At 67.9% G+C, this 16913-nt stretch carries 20 protein-coding genes; 11 read left to right on the plus strand and 9 right to left on the minus strand.

Features of this window, described 5'->3' with window-relative positions; genetic code table 11:
* Window positions 1-11 precede the first annotated feature (11 nt).
* Window positions 12-1460, plus strand: a complete 1449-nt coding sequence (locus tag QOZ81_RS01755; protein WP_291202515.1) for an NFACT RNA binding domain-containing protein — start codon at window positions 12-14, stop codon at window positions 1458-1460.
* Between the two features lie 114 nt (window positions 1461-1574).
* On the opposite strand, the gene QOZ81_RS01760 is transcribed toward QOZ81_RS01755, so the two are convergent.
* The 5 genes from QOZ81_RS01760 to QOZ81_RS01780 all read right to left on the minus strand — a co-directional run bounded on the left by QOZ81_RS01760 (window position 1575) and on the right by QOZ81_RS01780 (window position 5129).
* On the minus strand, window positions 1575-2117 hold the full coding sequence (locus tag QOZ81_RS01760; protein ID WP_291202512.1) for an SPOR domain-containing protein: 543 nt from the start codon (window positions 2115-2117) through the stop codon (window positions 1575-1577).
* A gap of 70 nt (window positions 2118-2187) precedes the next feature.
* Entirely contained in the window at window positions 2188-3270 is a 1083-nt protein-coding gene (locus tag QOZ81_RS01765) for a beta-ketoacyl synthase N-terminal-like domain-containing protein (protein WP_291202509.1), read from the minus strand.
* Window positions 3267-4457: a beta-ketoacyl-[acyl-carrier-protein] synthase family protein gene (locus QOZ81_RS01770; protein ID WP_291202506.1), complete on the minus strand. Its 1191-nt coding sequence runs from the start codon at window positions 4455-4457 to the stop codon at window positions 3267-3269. The genes QOZ81_RS01765 and QOZ81_RS01770 overlap by 4 nt, the downstream gene beginning before the upstream one ends.
* Window positions 4454-4861: a 3-hydroxyacyl-ACP dehydratase FabZ gene (fabZ, locus tag QOZ81_RS01775; RefSeq protein ID WP_291202503.1), complete on the minus strand. Its 408-nt coding sequence runs from the start codon at window positions 4859-4861 to the stop codon at window positions 4454-4456. The genes QOZ81_RS01770 and fabZ overlap by 4 nt, the downstream gene beginning before the upstream one ends.
* Before the next feature lie 13 nt (window positions 4862-4874).
* Window positions 4875-5129, minus strand: coding sequence for a phosphopantetheine-binding protein (locus QOZ81_RS01780; protein ID WP_291202500.1), 255 nt, complete (start codon window positions 5127-5129; stop codon window positions 4875-4877).
* Between the two features lie 174 nt (window positions 5130-5303).
* Here QOZ81_RS01780 and QOZ81_RS01785 point away from each other — a divergent pair, with 174 nt between their 5' ends.
* The 5 genes from QOZ81_RS01785 to QOZ81_RS01805 all read left to right on the plus strand — a co-directional run bounded on the left by QOZ81_RS01785 (window position 5304) and on the right by QOZ81_RS01805 (window position 9566).
* On the plus strand, window positions 5304-5684 hold the full coding sequence (locus QOZ81_RS01785; protein ID WP_291202497.1) for an NADH-quinone oxidoreductase subunit A: 381 nt from the start codon (window positions 5304-5306) through the stop codon (window positions 5682-5684).
* 1 nt (window position 5685) lies between these two features.
* Window positions 5686-6294 (plus strand): NADH-quinone oxidoreductase subunit B, encoded by a 609-nt coding sequence (locus QOZ81_RS01790; RefSeq protein WP_341849991.1) that lies wholly within the window; start codon window positions 5686-5688, stop codon window positions 6292-6294.
* Between the two features lie 86 nt (window positions 6295-6380).
* Window positions 6381-6875: an NADH-quinone oxidoreductase subunit C gene (locus tag QOZ81_RS01795; protein WP_291202494.1), complete on the plus strand. Its 495-nt coding sequence runs from the start codon at window positions 6381-6383 to the stop codon at window positions 6873-6875.
* Between the two features lie 47 nt (window positions 6876-6922).
* Window positions 6923-8077, plus strand: a complete 1155-nt coding sequence (gene nuoD, locus QOZ81_RS01800; RefSeq protein ID WP_441316719.1) for an NADH dehydrogenase (quinone) subunit D — start codon at window positions 6923-6925, stop codon at window positions 8075-8077.
* Window positions 8078-8435: 358 nt separating this feature from the next.
* Complete coding sequence (locus QOZ81_RS01805) at window positions 8436-9566, plus strand: beta-eliminating lyase-related protein (RefSeq protein WP_291202488.1); 1131 nt, start codon at window positions 8436-8438, stop codon at window positions 9564-9566.
* 19 nt (window positions 9567-9585) lie between these two features.
* Here QOZ81_RS01805 and QOZ81_RS01810 read toward each other — a convergent pair whose 3' ends face one another.
* Window positions 9586-10077 carry a MarR family winged helix-turn-helix transcriptional regulator gene (locus QOZ81_RS01810; RefSeq protein ID WP_291202485.1) on the minus strand — a complete coding sequence of 164 codons (492 nt, stop codon included), beginning with the start codon at window positions 10075-10077 and terminating at the stop codon, window positions 9586-9588.
* A 111-nt stretch (window positions 10078-10188) separates the two neighbouring features.
* Between QOZ81_RS01810 and QOZ81_RS01815 the strand changes: the two genes are divergently transcribed.
* The 5 genes from QOZ81_RS01815 (at window position 10189) to QOZ81_RS01835 (ending at window position 14587) form a co-directional block, all read left to right on the plus strand.
* Entirely contained in the window at window positions 10189-10758 is a 570-nt protein-coding gene (locus tag QOZ81_RS01815; protein WP_291202482.1) for a YceI family protein, read from the plus strand.
* Between the two features lie 113 nt (window positions 10759-10871).
* The gene (locus QOZ81_RS01820) at window positions 10872-11114 is read left to right on the plus strand and encodes a CDGSH iron-sulfur domain-containing protein (protein WP_291202479.1); all 243 of its coding nucleotides are present in this window, start codon (window positions 10872-10874) and stop codon (window positions 11112-11114) included.
* Between the two features lie 99 nt (window positions 11115-11213).
* A complete protein-coding gene (locus tag QOZ81_RS01825; protein WP_291202476.1) occupies window positions 11214-11789 on the plus strand; it encodes an NADH-quinone oxidoreductase subunit NuoE family protein in 576 nt (191 codons plus the stop codon).
* 13 nt (window positions 11790-11802) lie between these two features.
* Window positions 11803-13173 (plus strand): NADH-quinone oxidoreductase subunit NuoF, encoded by a 1371-nt coding sequence (gene nuoF, locus QOZ81_RS01830; protein ID WP_291202473.1) that lies wholly within the window; start codon window positions 11803-11805, stop codon window positions 13171-13173.
* Window positions 13174-13243: 70 nt separating this feature from the next.
* Window positions 13244-14587, plus strand: a complete 1344-nt coding sequence (locus tag QOZ81_RS01835) for a metallophosphoesterase (protein WP_291202470.1) — start codon at window positions 13244-13246, stop codon at window positions 14585-14587.
* Window positions 14588-14606: 19 nt separating this feature from the next.
* Here QOZ81_RS01835 and QOZ81_RS01840 read toward each other — a convergent pair whose 3' ends face one another.
* From QOZ81_RS01840 to argF, 3 genes are all read right to left on the minus strand, one after another.
* A complete protein-coding gene (locus QOZ81_RS01840; RefSeq protein ID WP_291202467.1) occupies window positions 14607-14978 on the minus strand; it encodes a cupin domain-containing protein in 372 nt (123 codons plus the stop codon).
* A 280-nt stretch (window positions 14979-15258) separates the two neighbouring features.
* The gene (locus tag QOZ81_RS01845; RefSeq protein ID WP_291202464.1) at window positions 15259-15756 is read right to left on the minus strand and encodes a hypothetical protein; all 498 of its coding nucleotides are present in this window, start codon (window positions 15754-15756) and stop codon (window positions 15259-15261) included.
* A gap of 93 nt (window positions 15757-15849) precedes the next feature.
* Window positions 15850-16842, minus strand: a complete 993-nt coding sequence (argF, locus tag QOZ81_RS01850) for an ornithine carbamoyltransferase (RefSeq protein WP_291202461.1) — start codon at window positions 16840-16842, stop codon at window positions 15850-15852.
* Window positions 16843-16913: the final 71 nt, after the last annotated feature.

Genomic DNA, 16913 nt, shown 5'->3' on the forward strand with positions numbered 1-16913 from the left:
GTCCGATAGCCATGGATGCTCCGCTGCTGCTCGCCTTGACCCGCGCCTGGCTGCGGGACCGTGGCGACCTGCCCGTGGAGGCGGTATGGGCCTCCGGCCGGGCCCTGGGCCTGAAGTGGGCCGGGCGCAGGGTCGCGGAGGGGTGGGTGCTGCTGCTGCAGCCGAAGCCGGAGCTGTGGCTGCTGGGCGTGGAGCATCCAGCCTGGAAGCGCCTGCAGGCCGAGGCACCCAAGGACAGCGGGAAGCTCTGGAGCCCCTGGTTCCAGGGCGCGAAACTGCGGGCCGTGGAGGGCGATCCCCGCGAGCGCTGGGTGGGTCTCCACTTCCAGCGGCGCGCCATCACCGGGCGGCTGGAGTCGCTGCGCCTCGCCTTCCAGGCCATCCCCGGGCGCCCCGGGATCCGCGTGGATGGCGTGGACACGCAGGTGCCGAGGCTGGGCCTGGGTGTGCCCTTTCCGGCGGCGGCGCCCGAACCCGTGGAAGACCCGCCGCCCTTCCGGCGCTGGCGGGAGCGCTGGGGCGACCAGCTGGAGGCCGCCATCGCCGGGGAGCTTCCCGAGGTGCTGGAAGGCGAGGGCGAGCTGCTGGCCCGGCATCGGGTCTGGTCCGAGGGACGGGCCGACGCGCTGATCCTCGGGCCTGCGAAGGCGGCCGCCGAGCGCAAGCGGCAGGCCGAGTCCGCGCGTCTGGACCGTCTGGCCCAGGCCCTGGCCCGGGATCGCGCGAAACATGCGGCGCAGCTGCCCCTGAAGGCGCAGGCGCGGAGCCTCGCGGCCGAACTCTATCGGCTGAAGGGGGCCACCCGGGAGGCCGTCCTGCTGGATGGGAGTCGCATCGCCCTGCCGGAGGGGGCCACCGCGGAGGATGCAGCGCAGGCCTGGTTCGCGGCGGCGAAGAAGGCCGAGCGGGGTCTGGGCCGGGTGGCCGAGCTCGAAGGTGAGCTCGTGCGGGAGCGGGCCGCCTGGCTGAGGCGGGCGGAGCTGGAGGCGGAAGGCCTTGCGCCGGAGCCGCCGCCTGCGAGACAACCAAGGGGGAAGCAGCCCACGAAGGACAAGGGGACGAAGCGGATGCAGGGTGGCGAAGGCAAGCGCAAGGATGGCAAGGGCGCGGCCTTCCGCAGCGTCATGGTGGATGGCTTCGAGGTGCTCATCGGCAAGGGCGACGCCGAGAACGACCAGCTCACGTTCAAGGTCGCCGACAACCTGGATTTCTGGTTCCACGTGGCCAGCGTGCCCGGCAGCCACGTGGTGATCCGCAATCCCGACAAGCTGAGCGACCTGCCCCGCAGCGTCATCGAGCGCGCCGCCGAGCTGGCCGCCTACCACAGCAAGGCCCGGGACGGCGGCAAGGTGGAAGTCCACATGGCCCGCATCGCCGACATCAGCAAGCCCCGCGGCTTCGCACCCGGCAAGGTCATCCTGAAAAAGTGGGTGGGTATCCGCGTCTATCCCAAGCCCTAGTCGCGATCGAAGCCGAGTCGGCGGAGTGTGAGCGGTGTCTCGCGTATCGCCGCAGGCGATACCGAGAGGAAGTGGGTGGGGATACGCGTCTACCCCAAGCCCTGATCGGAACCGCTACTCCACCTTCACCGCGAAGGGCTTGAAGCCGGCCTTCTTCAGCTTCTCGGCGGTCTTGTCCGCGGCGGCGCGATCCGTGGCTTTCGTCAGGCGCACCTTCAGCTGGCCCTTCTCCTTCACGGTGGTCGTGGCGAAGCCGGCGGTCTTGGCCTTGTCGGCCACCCGCTTGGCCTCGGCGGCCTCGGCGGTGGCCACCAGCTGCAGGGTCCAGGCCTCGGGCTCGGCGGCCTTCTCCGCGGGCTTGACCTCGGCCTTCGGCTCGGGCTTGGGCTCCTCTTTGGGAGCGGCCGCGTCCACCTTCTGGGTGGGGACCAGCTTGTCGGGACCCTCGCCTTCGAAGAACTTGAGCTGGTCCACCAGGGGCTCCGGCAGGTCCTTCAGCTCCTCCTCCACACCCTTCTGCATGGGGCGGCGCAGCGCCGCGCTCTGCTTGCCCACCTGCACGCCCAGGACGAAGGCCAGGGTCAGCAGGCCCACGCCCACGCCCGCCACCCAGAGGATGGACTGGCTTTGGATGCTGATCTGGTCGCGTGTGTTCACGCGGCACCTCCTGTGCCGCGCCCTTCGGGCTTCGGCTGCGCCAAAGTGGCACTTCGCTCCTGCTTCATGCTCATGACCGGTCCAGATTAACGCCCTCGAGCAGGGCCGCGAACTGGCTGCCGCTGCTGGCGGGGGCGGTGACGAGCGTCAGGTCCGAGGGTTCCAGCAGGGCCGCCGCCAGCAGCTGGCCGCCGGAGCCGCCGAACTCGCCCCACAGCCGCTTGGGATGGATCGCCCCGGGCCATTCCGGGTGAGCCTCTGCCAGGCCGCCCTCAAGCGCGTCGAGGCGCGCCAGGCCGTTGGCCCCGCCGACGCGGCGTTCCGGGCTGCCACCGCCCAGCGCGGCCACGGCGCGGGCCAGGGCCTGGCTGCGACCCGGTACCGTGTCCTCGAAGGAGGAACTGGAAGCCAGGGCGCGGAGCCCCGCGCGGGGACGGACGCCGCGGGACGCTGCGTGATCCCGGGATTCGAGCAGGAAGGCCTGGGCGCCTTCGCCGGGCAGAAAACCCCGGCCGCTTCCGACCTCGGGGTCGCCGTGGCGGGCCAGCATGCGGGCCCCCCGGCAGAGGTCCAGCAGGAGGGGGAAGAGGCCATCCGTGCCGATCACCAGGGCGACCTCCGCCAGGCCCAGGCGGAGCCAGCGCGCGGCCTGCTCCAGGGCGGCGAAGGTGGCGTTTTCCCGGTCCACGATGGTGGCGCTGGGGCCCTTGAGGCCGTAGGCGAGGGCGAGGTGTCCGCTGGCGGCGTTGGCCACGCAGTTGGGGAAGACCAGCGGCGAGGCGCCTTCGGGCCCGCGCTGGAGGTAGGGCCGCATGAAGGCCTCGCTGGCCTCGCTGCCGCCCGTGAGTGAACCCACGGCCACGGCGATGCGCTCGCCCATGGCTTTCGGATCGAGCCCGGCATCGGCGAAGGCCTGGTGGGCCGCCACCCAGGCGAAGCGCGACGGCCGGTCCAGGCGGCGCAGCTGCATGGGCGGGATGGTGCCCACGGGGTTGAAGGCCGCGCAGGCGGCGCCGCGGCCCAGCCCGAGGGCTTCGGGGAGGTCCGCGAAGCAGGGGGCGCCTGAAGCCAGGCTGGCACGAGCTGTCTCGATGCCATCTCCGCAGGGCAGCACCAGGCCCAGGCCCGTGATGACGAGGTCTGTGCCGCTCACCGGCCCTCCCAGCGACGCACAAGAAGGCTTGTGTTGTTGCCTCCGAAGGCGAACGCATTGACCAGCGCGGCCCGCAGGAGCCGCTGCTTCGCCACCTTCGGCGTGCAGTCCAGATCGCAAATGGGATCGGCTTCCTCCAGCCGCAGGGTGGGGCTCACCACCTGGTCGCGCAGGGCCAGGATGGCGGCGGCCGCCCCGAAGGCCCCGGCGGCGCCCAGAGTGTGGCCGAACTGGCTCTTGGTGCTGGTGACGGAGATGGCGTCAGCGGCCGTTCCGAGCGCGCGGCGGATGGCCAGGCACTCGGCGCCGTCGTTGGCCGGGGTGGCGGTACCATGGGCGGAGACCAGGTCGATGCCGGAGGCGTCCAGGCCCCCGGTGCGCAGGGCCATGGTCATGGCCCGGGCGGCACCCTCGCCCTCCGGGTGGGGGGCCGTGGGGTGGTGGGCGTCCATGCTGGCGCCATAGCCCAGCACCTCGGCGTAGATCATGGCGCCCCGGGCTCGGGCCCCGTCGAGGGTCTCCAGCACCAGCTGGACGGCGCCCTCCCCCAGGTTCAGGCCGGCCCGGTCGCGGCTGAAGGGGCGGCACTTCTTCGCGTCCACGGCCTTGAGGCAGGAGAAGCCGGCGTAGGTGGTGCGGCAGAGGTTCTCGGCGCCCCCGGCCACGGCGAAGTCGAGCTCGCCCGCCGCCAGCCGCTCCCAGGCCTGGCCCAGGGCCAGCAGGCTGGAGGAGCAGGCGTTCATGATCGTCCCCCGGGGACCCTGGGAACCCACCCGGCGGGCCAGGGCATCCGTGACCGTGCTGGGGCTCTGGTAGGCGGGTTCCGAGGCCCGTCCCCGGCGCCCGGCCAACCGTTCCTCCAGGAAGGCCTCCGCCACAGGCAGGCCGCTGGTGCCGGCCCCCTGGAAGACGCCGATGCGGGTCGGGTCGCCCTGGGGCACCAGGCCATCCAGGGCCTCCTCCAGCGCGCCCAGGGCCATGCGCTCGCAGAGGGTCTGATGGCGGCCCGGGTCCATGGCCACCTGCCCGGCCAGCTGGGCCGGCTCCAGGGGCAGGGAGAGACGGGTGAGGGGGGCCAGGCCATCCTTCCCTTCGAGCATGGCGGACCAGGTGCCTTCCCGGCCCAGGGCCAGGGAGGACACGATGCCAAGGCCCGTCACCACCACGCGCTGAGGGGGTCGGTTCATAGGCGCTTGACCAGCAGGGCGGCGGTGCAGAGGTCCCGGCCCTCGCAGCTGACGGTGCCCCGGATCTTCATCATCCCCGCAAAGGCGCCATCGGACCGGACCTCCAGGCGCAGGCGGTCGCCGGGCAGGGCGGGGGCCCTGAACCGGGCATCCTGCACGCCGGCCAGGAAGATGGCCGCCCCGTGCAGGGGCTCGGCTTCCAGGAACCCCCCGGCCTGGGCCAGCATCTCCAGCAGCAGCACGCCGGGCACCAGGGGGTGTCCTTCGAAATGGCCCTGGAGGTAGGGCTCACCATTGGTGACGAGCTTTTCCGCCACCACGCGCACCCCGGGCTCGCGCTCCAGCACCCGGTCCACCAGCAGGAAGGGGTAGCGGTGCGGCAAGTGGGCCGGAATGTCAGTCATCGGTCGCCTTCGGCTACTTGGCGTTCTCAGCGATGAAGTCCGTGAGGGCCTGCACGGACTTGAAGGCCTTGAGGCCCGCGGCCTCGTCCTCGATCTTCACGCCGAAGACCTGCTCGATGCCCAGCACCAGCTCCAGGGCGTCGATGGAGTCCAGGCCCAGCCCCTCGCCGAAGAGGGGGGCCCCGTCGTCGATCTGGTCCGGCGTCATCCCCTCGAGCTTCAGGCGCTCGATGATCATCTCTTTGACGCGCAGCTTGAGGTCGCTCATGGGGTTCCCGGCAGAAGGGTGGAAAGGCCCCCTAGATCCTAGCCAACGTCTGCGTTGGCTAGGGGATTCTATCCCGAACCCCGGCGTCCAGGACGCTTGTGATCTTGACATCGCTCCCGGTGGTTCAAAGGGCGCTAAGCTGGACCCTCGCGGAATCCTCCGCCCGAGAGCGCCATGGCCCATCCCGCATCGCCCTTCTTGTCGGTCCTGATCCTGTTGCTGGTGGCTGCCGTGACGGCCGCCGCCATCCTCGTGCTGTCGGGCTGGGTGCTCCCCATGCTGAAGCCGAACAATCCCCAGGAGGCCAAGCTGCGGGTCTACGAGTGCGGCGTGCCGCCCGTCCAGAGCGGGGCCCGGCACAAGTACTCCGTGAAGTTCTACCTGACGGCCATGCTCTTCATCCTGTTCGACGTGGAAGCCGCCTTCCTGCTGCCCTGGGCCGTGAACTTCAAGACGGCGCTCTGGACCTTCGGCGCCATGCTGAGCTTCATGGCCACCCTGCTGGTGGGCTTCATCTACGCCTGGGGCAAGGGCGCCTTCGAGTGGGAGCGCTGACATGGCCGAGCTGGACATCAACGATGCCGTGATGACCACCCGCCTGGACGCGGTGGTCAACTGGGGCCGCAAGAACAGCCTGTGGCCCATGCCCTTCGGCGTGGCCTGCTGCGCCATCGAGTTCATGAGCATGATGTCGTCCAAGTACGACCTCAGCCGCTTCGGCGCCGAGGCCATGCGCTTCAGCCCCCGGCAGAGCGACATGATGCTGGTGCTCGGCACCATCACCAACAAGATGGCCCCGGTGCTCCGCACCATCTACGCCCAGATGGCCGAGCCCAAGTGGGTGATCTCGGTGGGCGTCTGCGCGTCGTCGGGCGGCATGTACCGCACCTACGCCACCCTGCAGGGCATCGACCGGATCATCCCCGTGGACGTCTACGTGCCGGGCTGCCCGCCCCGCCCCGAAAGCATCATCTACGGCGTCATGAAGCTGCAGGAGCAGATCGAGAAGGAATCGCTCTCCATGCGCAAGGATCACATCGCGCGGTTCTACGAAAGCCTGGAGCGGCAGGACGCTCTGCAGGCGGCGAAGGGCCTCACCAGCCAGCAGACCATCCGCGAGATGCTGATGGACGCCGGCGAGCGCGGCGTGGGTACCATTTTCTAGGCGGGATGGACCATGAGCATGAAGCAGGAGCGAAATGCCACTTTGGTGAAGCCGAAGCCCGGAGGGCGCGGCACAGGAGGTGCCGCGTGATCATCGAGCACATCGACGCACAGCTCCCGGGGACCGTCACCGACCGGCACGACTTCCGGGGTGACCAGACCATCGTCATCGCGAAGGAGAACCTGCTGGCCGTGGTGGACCTGCTCCACCGCGAGGGCTTCCAGTTCCTGGTGGACATCACGGCGGTGGACTGGCCCGAGCGTGAGCAGAGGTTCGACGTGGTCTACCACTGGCTCAACCTGGCCAGCCAGGAGCGCCTGCGGGTGAAGGTGCCCGTGGCCGACGGCGAGTCGGTCGCCAGCCTGGCTGGCCTGTTCAAGACCGCCAACTGGTTCGAGCGCGAGGTCTTCGACCTCTTCGGCATCCGCTTCGAGGGCCACCCGGACCTGCGGCGCCTGCTGACCTGGGACGACTTCCAGGGCCACGCCCTCCGCAAGGACTTCCCCCTGGATGGCGGCGACGTCTTCTGCATGGAAGGTTGCACCGCGCCCTACAACAACGGCGAGCGAGGTGGAGAATGACCATGGACTCCATCGCCATGACCCGGCAGCAGCTCGACGGCGACAAGATGATCGTCAACATGGGGCCGTCGCACCCCACCACCCACGGCACGCTCCGCATCGTGCTGGAGCTCGAGGGCGAGACCATCACCAAGGCCACCCCCGAGATGGGCTACCTCCACCGCGGCGTGGAGAAGCTGGGCGAGAGCCTCAGCTACCAGCAGTTCATCCCCCTGACGGACCGGCTGAACTACTGCAGCTCCATCATGAACAACGTGGGCTACACCACGGCGGTGGAGAAGCTGCTGGGTATCGAGATCCCCAAGCGCGCCCAGCAGATCCGGGTGCTGGTCTCCGAGCTGGCCCGCATCGCCGACCACCTGGTGTGCGTGGGTGTGAACGCCGTGGACATCGGCGCCTTCACGGCCTTCCTCTACCTCTTCCGCCAGCGCGAGACCATCTACGACCTGTTCGAGATGGCCGCCGGCCAGCGCCTGCACACCAGCTTCACCCGCATCGGCGGCCTCTACCGGGACATCCCCGAGGGCTTCGTGCCCCTCACCGAGCGCTTCCTGGTGGAGTGCGAGGCGAGCATCAACGAGATGGAGAACCTGCTCACCCACAACCCCATCTGGCATGACCGCACCAAGGGCATCGGCGCCATCAGCCCGGAAGACGCGGTGAACTGGGGCTACACCGGGCCCTGCCTGCGCGCCGCCGGCGTGCCCCAGGACCTGCGCAAGGCCCAGCCCTACCTGGGCTACGAGACCTACGACTTCGACATCCCCGTGGGCACCACCGGTGACGTGTTCGACCGCTACCTGGTGCGCACCGAGGAGATGCGCCAGAGCCTGCGCATCATCCGCCAGGTGCTGGACCGGCTCGAGCCGGGTCCCGTCATGGTGGACGATCCCAAGGTGGCGCTGCCGCCCAAGGAGAAGGTCTATACCCGCATGGAGAGCCTCATCCACCACTTCAAGCTCATCATGCACGGCATGGAGATGCCCGTGGGCGAGGTCTACAGCGCCACCGAAGCCGCCAATGGCGAGCTGGGCTTCTACATCGTGAGCGATGGCGGCAAGAACCCCTACCGCATCCGCGTCCGTCCCCCCTGCCTCCCCATCTTCAGCAGCTTCGAGGAGCAGGTGAAGGGCGGGCTGATTGCGGATGCTGTTGCGGTGCTTGGCGCCATGAATATTATTGCCGGTGAACTGGACCGATAATCAAACGCAACCTGCAACGGCACAGGCGCCATGAGCACGAAGCAGGAGCGGAGTGCGACTTTGCCGAAGGCGAAGCCCGAAGGGTGCCGCACAGGATGTGCGGTGTCAGGATCATTGCGGGTGAGCTCGACCGTTGACGCGCCAAGCACGGCATGCGGGCGAAGGCCGCTGCCGGACTGGGGGCCATGAGGCCGAAGCAGGGAGGCTCCGTCTCCACGAGGCGCAGCCGAGCGGGAGCAGGCGCAGCGTACGATAGACGGAGCAAGGTCGACCGTGCGCGAAGCAGGCCGTGCTCTAGCCTCATTGGACCTGCGGTGGGTTTTTCGGCCAAGCTGTCGCATTCCCTCCGGGAGGTCCCATGGATCGCCGTTCGTTTTTGAACGCCACACTGGCTGTCAGCGCCGCGGGGGCCCTCGCGCCGCTCTCCGCCCAGGGGCGGCCCACGCCCATGCCAGGCGAGACGATGCCTACCCATGTCTGGCTCGTGGGGGACGCGGCCCCGACCGATCCGGCCGCATACGCGGCCCGCCTGGCCCGTTTGGCGTCGCGGGAGAAGGTGCGGGATACCTATCTGGCCCAGGGCGCGGTAACCGAGTTGGAGCAGGCTTTCGCCAGTCTCCTGGGCAAGGAGGACTGCGCCTTCTTCCCAACGGGAACCCTCGCCAACAACGTGGCCGTGCGGGTCCTTTGCGCCGACCATCCCCACGCGCTGGTCCAGCACGAAAGCCACTTCTACAGGGATGAGAGCGACGCGGCCCAGCGACTGGCGGGCATCAGCCTGGTGCCCCTGGCAGCCGGGCGCGCCACGCCCACCCTCCAGGAAGTCGCGACAGCCTTCGACGAGGCGGAGAAGGGGCCCTTCGCCATCAAGGTGGGCGCCATTTCCCTGGAAAGCCCCGTGCGTCGCCAGCGTGGCCAGCTGGTGCCCCCTTCAGCGGTTCAGGCTTTGACGGACCTGGGCAAGGCGCACGGGGCCGGCCTGCACCTGGACGGCGCGCGCCTCCTCCTCGCCCCACCCTCCCTGGATCTGAAGGCCTATGTGGCACCCTTCACCACGGTCTACGTCTCCCTCTACAAGTACCTGGATGCCCCCTTCGGGGCCGTGCTGGCGGGATCCAGCGTCCACATGGCCAAGGCTCGGGAGTTCCGCCACATCTATGGCGGGCTTCTCTACCAGGGCTGGGAGGCGGCCCTCATTGCCCTCGATTCCCTGAAGACCTTCCCCCAGCGCATGGCCCGGGCCCATGGCGTCGCCCAGGACTTGATGAAGGCCCTGGAAGCCAGTGGGAAGGTCAGGCGGCGGGTGGATCCTTATGCCTCCAACATCCATTTCCTGGAAATGGACGCCACCCTGGCCCAGGCCGCCACGGAAAGGGGTCGTGCGGCTGGCGTGCGGCTGGGCCCATTCATCGATGGCGCCCTTACCCTGGGCGTCAACGACACCATCAATCGCAGGCCCGTGGAGGATTACGTGAAGCTGTTCCTCTGATTGGCGGGGCAGGGCATGCTCACCCCTTCTGCAGCTCCGCCAGCTGTGTCCGGTGGTCATTCCGCAGCCGCTCCAGAAGGCCGAGCAGCGCGTCCCGTTCCTCGGGGCTGAGACAGCGGTCCACCTGCTGGCAGAGGGCGTTGTGGCGGGCGAACATCTTGGCTTCCAGGGCCAGGCCCTTGGGCGTGATCTGGACGCGGCTGCCGCGGCGGTCGGCGGGGTTCTCGCAGCGCTTGACGAGGCCCCGGGCTTCCAGGCGGTTCACGAGGCGGGGCACGTCCGCGAAGCGGTAGATCATGCGGCAGCGCAGCTCCTTCACCAGGTAGCCGTCCCTGGGCCCGCCCTTGAGGATGCGCAGCACGTTGAACTGCTGGTCCGAGAGACCCTCGGGTTCGTACAGGCACTCGTCGAAGAGGCGGGCCACGTACTCCCGGGTGAGGAGCAGGGCCAGGGCCACCTCGTGGCCCGGCTCGAGGGGCTTGGTGATCTGGAGTTCCTCGCGGATGTGCATGGCCGGCTCCTGCAGCCCCAGGATGACAGATTTTCAAAAAAAGAAGTTGCAACTCTCGAATTTCGACCTAGACTTGAATGCATGGTGAAACACCTATTCCCAGGAGGTCACATGCGCCACCCCTTCCGTGCCATTCTTGCCGTCCTCGCCCTGGCGGCGCTGCCCGCCCTGGCCCAGGACGCCTATAAGATCGACCCCGTCCACAGCGAGGTCAGCTTCAAGATCCGCCACCTCCTGGCCAAGGTCAGCGGCCGGTTCACGAAGTTCAGCGGCACCATCAAGGTCGATGCCGCCGACATCAGCAAGTCCAGCGTCGAGGTCAGCATCGATGCCACCAGCATCAACACGGACAACGAGATGCGCGACAAGCACTTGAAGACCGGCGATTTCTTCGACGTGGAGAAGTTCCCCACCATCACCTTCAAGAGCACCTCGGTGAAGGAAGTGGCCAAGGGCAAGCTGGAAGTGACGGGTGACTTCACCCTGCGCGGCGTGACCAAGCGCATCACCTTCCCCATCACCGCCGCCGGCACCCAGCCGGGGATGAAGCCGGGCACCGTGGTGGCGGGCTTCATCGATGGCGCCGTGACCATCAACCGGAACGACTATGGCATCAAGTACGGCCCCGGCGTCCTGGGCGACGAGGTGGCCATCTCCCTCAACATCGAGGCTGGCAAGTAAAGGCCGCCAGCCCTATTTCCAGTCCGTATCCAGGTGGCGGGGGCGGCATAAGGGGCCGTAACGGACTCGCCATTCGGTAGGAGTGATTCCGTAACGGCCCCTAAGAGGTCCTCATGAGCGAAGGATTCCCGAAAGTCGCGGCCAAGATCCCGGCGGTGCTGGATCTGGAGCCTGGAACCTACTTCTGGTGCGCCTGCGGCCTCAGCGCCAAGCAGCCCTTCTGCGACGGTTCCCACAAGGTCTGCGACCTGCGCCCCCTGAAGGTGGAAATCACGGAGGCCGGCAAGAAGGCCCTCTGCCAGTGCAAGCACACCAAGACCGCCCCTTTCTGCGATGGGAGCCACTGCGCCCTTTGAGGCCACTGGACCGGATTTGGTCGTGATGGGGGGCACCGGGTTTACCGGCGCCTCCCATCTTCGTTTACGGCTAAACTGAGCCCTCATGCGAGCGCGCCCATGAATCATCCCCAGCCTCCCGAGACCTCGAATGAACCCCTGGCCCCGGGCCAGCGGCTGCCCGAATCCGAGCGCAGAGAGTTCAGCCCTGAAGCCATCGCCGAGATCCAGGCGATCATGGCCAAGTATCCGGACAAGCTCGCGGCCACCCTGCCGGCTCTGCACATCGCGCAGCGCGAGTTCGGCTTCGTGAGCCTGTCGGCCATGAAGGCCGTGGCCAAGGCCATCGGCATTCCCGAGGGCCACGTCTTCGGCGTCGCCACCTTCTACACCATGTACCAGAAGGCGCCCGTCGGCAGGTACCACTTCTCGGTCTGCACCAACATCAGCTGCGCCCTGCGCGGCGCCGCCCAGCTGCTGGAGAAGGTCTGCGAGAAGACCGGCGTGAAGCCAGGCGCGGGCCCCAGCCCCGACGGCATGTGGAGCGTGGAGGAGGTGGAGTGCCTGGCCGGCTGCGGCGTGGCGCCCTGCGTCCAGGTGAACCACGACGTCTACGACGAGCTGGTGGACGAGCAGAAGCTCATTGAAGTCATGGAAGCCTGCAAGCGCGGCGAATACCGCCCCTGGGCGCAGTGAGCGGAGACGAGACATGGCAGCCATCCGCACCAAGCCTGATCACCACACCTACACCTTCCCCGGCTTCGGCTCGGAGAAGTTCCCGAACCTGCTGCTCCGGGGCGCGGGCGACCTGAACAACTGGCACCTGAAGGTCTACGAGCAGCAGCACGAAGGCTACGTGGCCATGAAGGCCGCGCTGAAGATGGAACCCGTGGCCGTGACCGAGGAGGTCAAGACCTCGGGCCTCCGGGGCCGCGGCGGCGCAGGCTTTCCCTGCGGCCTCAAGTGGTCCTTCATGCCCAAGGACACGGCGGACCGCAAGTTCACCCGCTACCTGGTCTGCAACGCCGACGAAGGCGAGCCCGGCACCTTCAAGGACCGCGTCATCCTCGAATACAACCCGCACCAGTTGATCGAAGGCATGATCATCGGCGGCTGGGCCATGCAGTGCGTGACCGGCTACGTCTACGTTCGCGGCGAGTTCCTCTGGCTCATCGAGAAGCTCGAGGCCGCCATCCAGGAAGCCCGCGATGCCGGCTACCTCGGCAAGAACATCCTCGGCACCGGCTGGGACTACGACATCCTCGTGCACCGCGGCGCGGGCGCCTACATCTGTGGCGAGGAGACGGCCCTGCTGAACTCGCTGGAGGGCCGCCGCGGCGAGCCCCGCGTGAAGCCGCCCTTCCCGGCGGCCAAGGGCGCCTTCGGCCAGCCCACCACCATCAACAACGTGGAGACCCTGGCTGCGGTACCGCCCATCATGCGCATGGGCGGCGCCGAGTACGCCAAGATCGGCTCCCCCAAGAACTCCGGCACCCGCATCTTTGGCGTCAGCGGCCACGTGAAGCGCCCGGGCATCTACGAGCTGCCCATGGGCACGCCCATGAATTTCCTGGTGGAGGAGCTTTGCGGCGGCTCCAGCACCGGCCGGAAGATCAAGGCCATCATCCCCGGCGGCGCCAGCTGCCCCATGCTGGACGAGAAGGATTTCGACGTCCCAATGGACTTCGACAACCTGAGGGCCCGGGGCTCCATGGGCGGCTCCGGCGGTCTCATCGTCATGGACGAGGACACCTGCATCGTGCAGGCCACCCTGCGGCTCATCCGCTTCTATGCGCACGAGAGCTGCGGCCAGTGCACGCCCTGCCGCGAGGGCTGCAACTGGATGGAGATGATCCTGTACCGCATCGAGCACGGCGAAGGAAAGATGGAGGACCTGGACCTGCTGGCCAGCCTCACGCCGCGCATCGGTATGCGCACGCTCTGCCCCCTGGGCGATGCGGCCTGCGGTCCCATGGACTCGGCGCTGCAGAAGTTCCGCCACGAGTTCGAGCATCACATCACCCACAAGACCTGCTACGCCACGGGCTCGCGCCTGCTGTCGAAGGTGGGGGCACACTAGGCTTTGCCGTTCCCTATCTCCGAAAATGGGCGCCGATGGCGCCCATTTTCGGAACAGGAGGAAGGACCTCATGCGTTGGCTGCTGCCCCTATTCCTCGCCTTCTGCCTGCAGGCCCAGGAGGTCTTCCTGGTGCAGCCCTACCTGCAGCTGGGCGACGCGCCCAAGGTGGCGGCCCGGGAGCGGCTGGACCTGCTCTGGCACGCGGGGGACGAGGAGGCTGCCTGGTCCGTGGAGGTGCGCGGCACCAAGGGCTGGACGGTCCAGTCCCCGCCCGCCTTCCGTCGGCTGGAGGCCCCGCCCCTGGCCCCCCACCGGGTTTACCGGGTCACGCTCCGGAACCTGCCGCCGGGCTCTGCCGTCCCCTACCGCGTGAAACGCCAGGGCAAGGTGGTGTTCGAGGCCGAGGCCCAGACCCGCAAGCCGGGCGCCCACCGCATGGTCGTCTTCGGGGACGCGGCCGATGGATCAAGGGACCAGTCGGCCATCGCCAAGGCGGTGCTGGCGGCTCAGCCCGACGCGGTCTTCATCACCGGGGACCTGGTCTATGGCCGGGGCCGCGCTTCCGAGTACCGCGCCCACTTCTTCCCGGTCTACAACGGCGAGGCGGCGCCCCTGATGCGCCGCACGCCCTTCCTGGGCGTGGTGGGCAACCACGACGTGCCCTTCGCCGGCTTTCCCGACGCCTCGGCCTACTTCGCCTACTGGTCCCAGCCTCTGAACGGACCTGCCCTGCAGCCCGGTGCGAAGAACGCCGCGCCGGTGAAGGCCGGGGTGCACGATGCCATCGTGGCGGCCTCAGGTCCGGCTTTCCCCCGCATGGCCAGCTTCAGCTTCGACTACGGACAGGTCCATTGGACGGTGCTGGATTCCAACGGCTACGCGGACTGGGACAGCCCCCCACTGAGGGCCTGGCTGGAGGCCGACCTCCGGGCCGCCAAGGGGGCCGCCTGGCGCATCGTGGCCCTGCACCATCCGCTCTTCCAGAGCGCGCGGAGCCACTCCGACGACCAGTGGATGCGGCCCATCAGCCCGCTCCTCGAGAAGTACGGCGTGGACCTGGTGCTGGCGGGGCACGTGCACAACTACCAGCGCACGGCGCCGCTGCGCTTCCAGCCCACCCAGGTCGGTTTGCGCGGCAAGCCAGTGGTGGGCGAGTTCACGGTGGACGAGGCCTTTGACGGCAGGACGGTCACCCGGGCCAGGGGGCCCATCCACGTCGTCACCGGCGCCGGGGGCGCCGAGCTCTACGACCCCTGGCAGACCGACGCCAAGGCCAGCTGGCAACCCTGGACCCGCGCCTTCGTCTCCGACAAGCACTCCTTCACGGTGCTGGACGTGGCCGCGAAGACCCTCACGCTGCGCCAGCTCGATGCCGAGGGCCGGGAACTGGATGCCATCACGCTGACGAAATAGCCGCCGCGGCCGACGGGCCTCAGAGCGGCCGGAGCTGCTCGGCGACGGAGCGGGTCCGCTCGGTGACCTCCGTGCCGGTGTGCAGGGTGGACTTTCGCTCGATGAGCAGGAGGTGGCATTCCTGCTCGGCCACCGGGTTGTGGCGGACACCCTTGGGGACGACGAACATCTCGCCTTCGTCCAGCTCCACGGACCTGTCCTCCAGTTCGATGCGGAGGTGGCCCTTGAGCACGAGGAACAGCTCGTCCTCCGCCTCATGGCTGTGCCACACCAGCGACCCCTGTACCTTGGCCACCTTGATGTAGGCCTCATCCACCTCACCCACCACCCGCGGCGACCAGAGCTCCGTCAGCGAAGCCGCGACCTGCCTGGGGGAGACGACGTTGGGCATGGGAGGCTCCTTGGGGGCTGACGAATGCACTCGGCCCGATCCATTGACAATGAAGCGTCGAGCGAACCCTCAGCGACGTTCGTACTCTACGCCCAACAAGGAGCAGAACACCTTCTTCAACCAGGCGTACGGGACAAGGATGATGCCCCAGAACCGACTCTGGCGGCGGAGGTCGGCCCATCGCTTCCGGCGATCATGAAAGCCGACGCTGAATTGTGAAACATGCTGCTTCCGGCGATTCATGGGGAGCCTGCCCGGGTCATGGAGGAAGCCACCGCCGCTACTTTCCGAAGGTGATCGAATAGGTCAGGGGCTTGGGCAGCTGGGGGCTCTTCACGGTGGCAGTCATGGTGAGGGACTTGCCGTCGGGGCTCAGCTTGAACAGGTTGGTGCGCTCGCCTTCGTCGTTCTTGAAGGTCTGGATGAGCTGGTCCTTGCTGACCTGGGCGGCCACCTGGAACTTGTCGCCGTCCTCGCGGGTCCAGGGGGCGGACTTGCCGTCGGGGGGCATGTGGATGGCATCGCGCTCGTCCAGCTTGATGAGCACTTCCCTGTCCGTGATGGTGATGACGACCTTTCGGTAGGCGGGGTTCAGCTTGGTGAGCCGGCCCCGGGCGATGGGGCGCTTGATGAAGTTCATGTCCGCCACGGTGCTGTTGATGGCCGCCGCGATGTCATCGGCCCGCACCTGGCTCCAGGTGCCGGACAGGGAGCCGTCCTGCGCGACGAGGGACAGGGCCGCGAAAGCGGGGACAAGGAACAGCCGGGCTGAACGCATGGGATCTCCGTGGGGTGGGTGGTCCCAACCATAGCACTTCCCAACGCAGAATTGGCCCCGTCCGGGGCCAATTCTGCGCGAGTGGGAAACGAATCAGCCGATGGTCGCCACCATGACCGCCTTGATGGTGTGCATGCGGTTCTCGGCCTCGTCGAAGACCACGCTGTGGCGGCTGCGGAAGACCTCGTCGGTGACTTCGCGGATGTCGTGGCCCTGGGCCTTCATCTCCTTGGCCAGCTTGGTCTCGAAGTCGTGGAAGGCGGGCAGGCAGTGGAGGAACTTCACGTCGGCGTTGCCGGTCTTCTGGATCATCTCCATGGTGACCTTGAAGGGGGTGAGCAGCTTCACGCGGGCGGGGATCTGGTCCTCCTCGCCCATGCTGGCCCACACGTCGGTGTAGATGACGTCGGCGCCCTTCACGGCCTCATCGACGTTGTCGGTGACCTCGATGGTGGCGCCGGTGAGCTGGGCGGCCTCGCGGGCGGCGGCGAGCACGGCCGGATCGGGGGCCAGCTCCTTGGGGCCCAGGGCCACCATGTGCATGCCGGTCTTGGCGGCACCGTACATCAGGGCGTAGCTCATGTTGTTGCGGATGTCGCCGCAGAACACCAGCTTCACCTTGTGCAGGGGCTTGGCCACGTGCTCTTCGATGGTGAGGAAGTCGGCCAGGATCTGGGTGGGGTGGTCGGTGTCCGTGAGGCCGTTCCACACGGGCACGCCGCTGTGCTTCGCCAGGGCTTCCACCACTTCCTGCTTGTAGCCGCGGTACTCGATGCCGTCATAGAAGCGGCCCAGCACCTTGGCGCTGTCCTCGATGGATTCCTTTTTGCCCACCTGGGAGCTCGCGCTGTCCAGGAAGGTCACGTGGGCGCCTTCCTCGAGGGCGCCGACTTCGAAGGCGCAGCGGGTGCGGGTGCTGGTCTTCTCGAAGAGCAGCACGATGTTCTTACCCTTGAGCAGGTAGTTGAACACGCCCATGCGCTTTTTGGCCTTCAGGTCCCGGGAGAGATCCAGGAGGTAGCGCACCTCCTCCGGGGAGAAGTCCATGAGTGTGAGAAAGCTGCGACCTTTGAGATTGACGGCCATGTGGTCCTCCGGAACAGGTGTAGGGCCCAGAGTAGCGCTGAGCCCTCGGCCCAGCGCTTTGAAAACACCAT

The sequence above is a fragment of the Geothrix sp. genome (assembly GCF_030219325.1).
Classification (GTDB): Bacteria; Acidobacteriota; Holophagae; order Holophagales; family Holophagaceae; genus Geothrix.

Excerpts from the sequence above, each read along its gene's own strand:
- nuoF (WP_291202473.1), top strand. The coding sequence starts at position 11,803 with ATGGCAGCCATCCGCACCAAGCCTGATCACCACACCTACACCTTCCCC.
- QOZ81_RS01770 (WP_291202506.1), bottom strand. The coding sequence starts at position 4,457 with ATGAACCGACCCCCTCAGCGCGTGGTGGTGACGGGCCTTGGCATCGTG.
- QOZ81_RS01780 (WP_291202500.1), bottom strand. The coding sequence starts at position 5,129 with ATGAGCGACCTCAAGCTGCGCGTCAAAGAGATGATCATCGAGCGCCTG.
- QOZ81_RS01835 (WP_291202470.1), top strand. The coding sequence starts at position 13,244 with ATGCGTTGGCTGCTGCCCCTATTCCTCGCCTTCTGCCTGCAGGCCCAG.
- QOZ81_RS01790 (WP_341849991.1), top strand. The coding sequence starts at position 5,686 with ATGGCCGAGCTGGACATCAACGATGCCGTGATGACCACCCGCCTGGAC.
- argF (WP_291202461.1), bottom strand. The coding sequence starts at position 16,842 with ATGGCCGTCAATCTCAAAGGTCGCAGCTTTCTCACACTCATGGACTTC.
- QOZ81_RS01825 (WP_291202476.1), top strand. The coding sequence starts at position 11,214 with ATGAATCATCCCCAGCCTCCCGAGACCTCGAATGAACCCCTGGCCCCG.
- QOZ81_RS01755 (WP_291202515.1), top strand. The coding sequence starts at position 12 with ATGGATGCTCCGCTGCTGCTCGCCTTGACCCGCGCCTGGCTGCGGGAC.
- QOZ81_RS01845 (WP_291202464.1), bottom strand. The coding sequence starts at position 15,756 with ATGCGTTCAGCCCGGCTGTTCCTTGTCCCCGCTTTCGCGGCCCTGTCC.
- nuoD (WP_441316719.1), top strand. The coding sequence starts at position 6,923 with ATGATCGTCAACATGGGGCCGTCGCACCCCACCACCCACGGCACGCTC.
- QOZ81_RS01840 (WP_291202467.1), bottom strand. The coding sequence starts at position 14,978 with ATGCCCAACGTCGTCTCCCCCAGGCAGGTCGCGGCTTCGCTGACGGAG.
- QOZ81_RS01820 (WP_291202479.1), top strand. The coding sequence starts at position 10,872 with ATGAGCGAAGGATTCCCGAAAGTCGCGGCCAAGATCCCGGCGGTGCTG.
- fabZ (WP_291202503.1), bottom strand. The coding sequence starts at position 4,861 with ATGACTGACATTCCGGCCCACTTGCCGCACCGCTACCCCTTCCTGCTG.
- QOZ81_RS01810 (WP_291202485.1), bottom strand. The coding sequence starts at position 10,077 with ATGCACATCCGCGAGGAACTCCAGATCACCAAGCCCCTCGAGCCGGGC.
- QOZ81_RS01805 (WP_291202488.1), top strand. The coding sequence starts at position 8,436 with ATGGATCGCCGTTCGTTTTTGAACGCCACACTGGCTGTCAGCGCCGCG.
- QOZ81_RS01785 (WP_291202497.1), top strand. The coding sequence starts at position 5,304 with ATGGCCCATCCCGCATCGCCCTTCTTGTCGGTCCTGATCCTGTTGCTG.
- QOZ81_RS01815 (WP_291202482.1), top strand. The coding sequence starts at position 10,189 with ATGCGCCACCCCTTCCGTGCCATTCTTGCCGTCCTCGCCCTGGCGGCG.